This window comes from Streptomyces radiopugnans, assembly GCF_900110735.1.
Classification (GTDB): Bacteria; Actinomycetota; Actinomycetes; order Streptomycetales; family Streptomycetaceae; genus Streptomyces; species Streptomyces radiopugnans.
Genome location: NZ_FOET01000032.1, coordinates 1 through 4,907, shown reverse-complemented (window position 1 = coordinate 4,907; position 4,907 = coordinate 1). Strand labels below are relative to the sequence as shown.

Genomic DNA, 4,907 nt, shown 5'->3' with positions numbered 1-4,907 from the left:
GGTGCGCAGCGGGTTGATCTCCGACACGGCGCCCACGAAGGTCGTCTTGCCCACGCCGAACCCGCCCGCCACCACGATCTTCGCGGAGGTGGTGGAGCGGGTTGCACCGCTAGAGCTTGCGAAGTCCACTGAGCACCCTTTCGAGCAGTGTCACATCTGGCTGGCCACCGGGCTCGCTGCTGCTGCCCGGCTGGTGAATGGCGACGAGGCCGGCCTCGGCCAGGTCGGCCACGAGGATACGGGCGACGCCCAAGGGAATGGAGAGAAGTGCGGAGATCTCGGCAACCGATTTGATCTCGTAACACAGATGGCAGATCCGCTGGTGCTCCGGGAGCTGCCCCTGGAGCTGTGCGGGCTGCGCGGTGGTGTGCACCAGCGCCTCGATGGCGAGCTGGTAGCGCGGCCGGGTACGGCCCCCGGTCATGGCGTACGGCCGCACCAGCGGCGACGACCCGCCGCTGCCGTCGGCCGCCTGCCGGGCTCGGCGGGGCCGCGGGGGCTCCTCGGCCTGCCTCGGGCGGGGAGGCTGCGGAGTGTGGGGCTGCTGAGGCTGCTGGTACTGGGGGTACTGCTGCGGCCCGGGCTGGGAGTGGGATTCCTGCCACTGCTGCCCGCTGGGGACAGAGGGGAAGTTGTAGCGCTTCATGGGCGGGTCGTGCTGCGGCTGAGACTGGTGCTCACCGCCGTAGGGACCGCCTGGGGGCGTTGCCACGTCTCCTCCTCCACTGCCTGATGTCACTCGGGCCGCCGTCTTCCGTGTGCCGCTAGCCCACCGCGTCCCCGCACCTTATGGCGCGGAGACGCGATACGCACGGCCTGTATTGCTAGTTGAGCAGACTTCCCTGCAGCTCGGCGCGGAGGTCCGGCGTCAGCACCGTACCCGCGCGATCCACTAGCAGGGCCATCTCGTACCCGACCAGACCGATGTCCGCCTCCGGATGCGCCAGCACCGCCAGCGAGGAACCATCCGAGATCGACATGATGAAGAGGAACCCCCGCTCCATCTCCACCACCGTCTGGTTCACCGCACCCCCCTCGAAGATGCGCGACGCACCGGCGGTCAGCGAGGTCAGCCCCGACGCGACCGCCGCCAACTGATCGGCACGGTCCCGCGGGAACCCCTCGGACATGGCCAGAAGGAGGCCGTCGGCGGAGACCACCACCGTGTGCGACACCCCCGGGGTGTTGTCCACGAAGTTGGTGATCAACCAGTTCAGGTTCTGCGCCGCCTGGCTCATCGGGCTCACACTAACGCTCCTGATCGTAGGTGCTGCCGGGGCCGAAGCCCGGTCGGTCATTCTGGGTGTTGTCCGAGCCGCCCGCGGTGCGTCCCCGCCGGACGCCGCGGTGCAGGTTGCTCAACCTGCCGCGGACGTCCTCCGGGTTGCGGGAGACCTGGGCCCCCTCCTGGGGTGTCTGCTCCGCGGCGCCCTCGACCAGGTTGGCCCTGGGCACGCGGCGGGGCAGACCGGAGGGGGTGACTCCGCCGGCCTTGGGGTCGCGGAGCCCCTCCGCCCGCTGCCAGCGCTCGTCGTTCGCCGTGCGCCAGCCGGAATCGTCGGAACGATTCGCCTGCCGGGGCACCTCCGGAGATTCCGCTTGCGGCTGGTACTGCGGGGCCGGGACTTCCTCGGACTGCTGCCTCCGCGACTCCCGGCGCGGGAGTCCTGCGCCGGTCACAGTGGGGGAAGCGTCCGAAGTCTGCCCCGGTCGATCGAAGCCTACGCGTTCCCGGCCGTCTTCGGGAGCGCTGGGGAGGGATTCCGCTTCCGTATTCCGGACGGGCCCCTGTCCGGCGCCGTAGCCGTTCCCGCCATAGCCGTTCCCGTCGTACCCGGCCCCGTAGTCCGGCCGGTACTCCTCCTGGTACTCCTGGCCGTACCCGCCGCCCTGCCGGTACTGCTGCCCGTACTCCTCCTGGTACCCCTGGCCGTATCCCGCCTCCTGTCCGTAGGGGGTGGCCTCCGGGAATCCGGCCTGCGAGCCGTACTGGCCGGTCTGCTCGGGGTCGTAGGAGGCCTGCTGGGGGGCGTACTGCTCCTGGGCGTTCGGCCCGTCGCCGTAGTCGCCGTCCTGCCCCTGGTACTGGGGTTGCTGGGACTCCAGCGCCGCACGCCGCTCCTCGCGCATCAGCGAACGCCCGACCGGGTCGAGCTGGGGGGAGTCGTCCTGCGAACCGGCCTGGGAACCGTAACGGGAGTCGTCGAAGCCCAGGTCGGCGGCGGAGAGCTGCCGCTGCTGGTCGTGGTGCGCGGACTGGGCCGCGTTCGGCTGCTCCGGGACGATCCGGGAGACGGTGAAGTCCTCCTCGATCTCGTCCTGGCCGCCGCCGCCGTGCGTGATCTCCTCCGGGAGCATGACCAGCGAGGTGGTGCCCGCCTGCTCGCCGGAGGGGCGCAGCTGGACGCGGATGCCGTGCCGGCTGGCCAGCCGGCCGACCACGAACAGACCCATGCGCTGGGAGATGGCCGCGTCCACCGTCGGCGGGTTGGCCAGCTTGTGGTTGATGTCGGCGAAGTCCTCGGGGGTCAGGCCGATGCCCTTGTCGTGGATCTCGATCATCACCCGGCCGTCGGGCAGCCTGGTCGCGGTGACCCGGACCTTGGTCTGCGGCGAGGAGAACGAGGTGGCGTTCTCCAGCAGCTCGGCCAGCAGGTGCACCAGGTCGGTGACGACGGCGCCGTGGATCTCGCTCTCGGAGACGCCGGACAGCTCGATGCGCTCGTAGTCCTCCACCTCGGAGGAGGCGGCGCGCAGCACGTCCACCAGCGGCACCGGCTGGGTCCAGCGGCGGCCGGGCTCCTCGCCCGCGAGGACCAGCAGGTTCTCGCCGTTGCGGCGCATACGGGTCGCCAGGTGGTCCAGCTTGAAGAGGTTCTCCAGCTGGTCCGGGTCGGCCTCGTTGTTCTCCAGGTCCGTGATGAGGGCGAGCTGGCCCTCGATGAGGCCCTGGTTGCGGCGCGAGAGGTTGGTGAAGATGGCGTTGACGTTCCCCCGCAGCAGCGCCTGCTCGGCCGCGAGGCGGACCGCCTCGCGGTGGACCTGGTCGAAGGCGCGGGCGACCTCGCCGATCTCGTCGCGGCTGTTGATCGGGATGGGCTTGACGCGGGTGTCGACCTTGCCCGGGTCGGTGCGGGAGAGCTGGTCGACCAGCATCGGCAGCCGCTGCTGGGCGACGTCGAAGGCGGCGGTGCGCAGCCTTCGCATGTTGCTGCTCATCGAGCGGGCCATCATCCCGGCGATCACGAAGGCGATCACCAGGGCGGCGAGCACGATGACGGAGTTGACGATGGCGTCCCGCTTGGCGTCCGAGGCGATCTCGGCCGTCTCGTTCACCGCACGGTCGGTGAGCTGCTTCTCCACCTCGCGGTAGGCGTTGAACTTGGCGGTGGCCGCGGTGTACCAGTTCTCGGCGGTGACGCCGCCGGCCCGCAGCTTCTGGGGGGAGGACCCGGAGGCGATGGCCTGGATCATCTTGTCGGTCGCGGGCGGGGCGGTGAAGTCCCGTCCGGCGGCCTCGGCCTCCTCCTCGGCCTCGGCGAGCCGCTCACGGGCCTCCTCGGCGGCCTTGGCCATCTCCTCCTGCAGCAGCTCCCAGTCCTCCGGGGAGGAACCGCCGCGGTACTCCTCGACGGCGATGTTCTCCAGGTACGCGTAGGAGCTGAAGGCGGTGAGCTGGCGCTGCCTGTCCGCCGCGCCCGGACCGGGCTTGATCAGCAGGTGGGTGCCGATCGAGCGCTGCAGGGACTCGGCGGCCTTGGAGAGGGAGGCGGCGTAGACGCTGCGGCCGTAGGAGGTGATGTTGCCGGTGCCCAGGCCCAGTTCGTTGGAGAACTCCATCAGCGGGTGCTGGACCTGGACGTAGCCCTCCTCGGTCTCCACACCCTTCAGCCGGTCGGTGTAGGCGGCCTGCCGCAGCTCCTCCAGCTTCGGCTCGACCTTCTGGAAGGCGGCGAGGCGGCGTTTGAGGTTCTGGTGGTCGGGCATCTGGTCGACGCGGCGGTAGAACTCCTCGCGCGCGGCGTCGGTGACCCCGCGCACCTCCTGGATCACCGGGTCTTCGGTCTTGCCCTGCAGCAGCGGCGCGGCGGTGCGGTCGCGCTCGTCGATCAGGGCGTGGCCGTACGTGGCGGCGGCGCGGACCAGTTCCGCGGTGCGGTTGGCCTCCTCCGCCTCGTTCAGCGTGTCCAGGGAGTCCTGCACCCGGAAGCCGCCGAAGACCAGGGCGACGAGCACGGGGATGAGGAGAATGGCGTTCAGTCTGGTGGCCACGCGCCAGTTGCGCACCGCGAACCGGCCGCCGCTGCCCGACTCCCCGCCGTTTCCGGGCAGGTCGGAGTGCGCCTCCACGGCGCGCTGCGGCGGCGTGAAGTTGCCACGCGGCTCCCCGGGCGGGGAGCTCGGATTGCTTCGCCTCACTCGACCAAACCTCTCGGCTTCAGCCCATCGTCTTCGATGAAACCGTAACTACTGCTGAGTTCAGCGAATTTCAGCACGGCAGACAGAAGCTTTCCAAACACCTGGACCAGTGGCGAATCACACGCGGGCACCGGGGAGGAAAAGGGCATATGGCCCACAGGTTGACGAAAGGCCGAAATTTTGTACGCGCTGGGGAACGAGGTGCTCGCGGCGAGTGGTATCCGCTCCGCAATTCTCTGTCGAAACGTTATGAAGGCCGGGACGGACCGGGCGAGGGGCCCGGTCCGTCCCGGCTACTGATCCATAACCCGCTGTCGCCGTCGGCGACTTGGGCGATCCGGGCGACCACCGTACGCAGGCCGGCGCCCGGATCAGCGCAGGCGTGCCAGGAGGGCGTGCTCGACCAGTGTGATCAGCGCGCTCTTCGCCTCCGCCCGGTGCCGCGCGTCGGTGGTGATGATCGGCGCGTCCGGACCGATCTGCAGCGC

3 protein-coding genes and 2 pseudogenes are annotated in these 4,907 nt (G+C 70.0%); all 5 read right to left on the bottom strand.

The window, feature by feature from the left end:
• Positions 1 to 129 (bottom strand): annotated as a pseudogene (locus BMY40_RS27290) (ATP-binding protein); the annotation flags it as partial.
• Complete coding sequence (locus tag BMY40_RS27285) at positions 110 to 712, bottom strand: DUF742 domain-containing protein (protein ID WP_245770359.1); 603 nt, start codon at positions 710 to 712, stop codon at positions 110 to 112. The pseudogene BMY40_RS27290 and the gene BMY40_RS27285, both read right to left, overlap by 20 nt.
• A 112-nt stretch (positions 713 to 824) precedes the next feature.
• Complete coding sequence (locus tag BMY40_RS27280; RefSeq protein WP_026057603.1) at positions 825 to 1,238, bottom strand: roadblock/LC7 domain-containing protein; 414 nt, start codon at positions 1,236 to 1,238, stop codon at positions 825 to 827.
• 10 nt (positions 1,239 to 1,248) lie between these two features.
• Positions 1,249 to 4,419, bottom strand: a complete 3,171-nt coding sequence (locus BMY40_RS27275) for a sensor histidine kinase (RefSeq protein WP_093663450.1) — start codon at positions 4,417 to 4,419, stop codon at positions 1,249 to 1,251.
• 371 nt (positions 4,420 to 4,790) lie between these two features.
• Positions 4,791 to 4,907: pseudogene (locus tag BMY40_RS27270) on the bottom strand (ATP-binding protein); the annotation flags it as partial.

Coding starts and splice junctions, on each gene's coding strand:
- BMY40_RS27280 (WP_026057603.1), bottom strand. CDS start 1,238: ATGAGCCAGGCGGCGCAGAACCTGAACTGGTTGATCACCAACTTCGTG.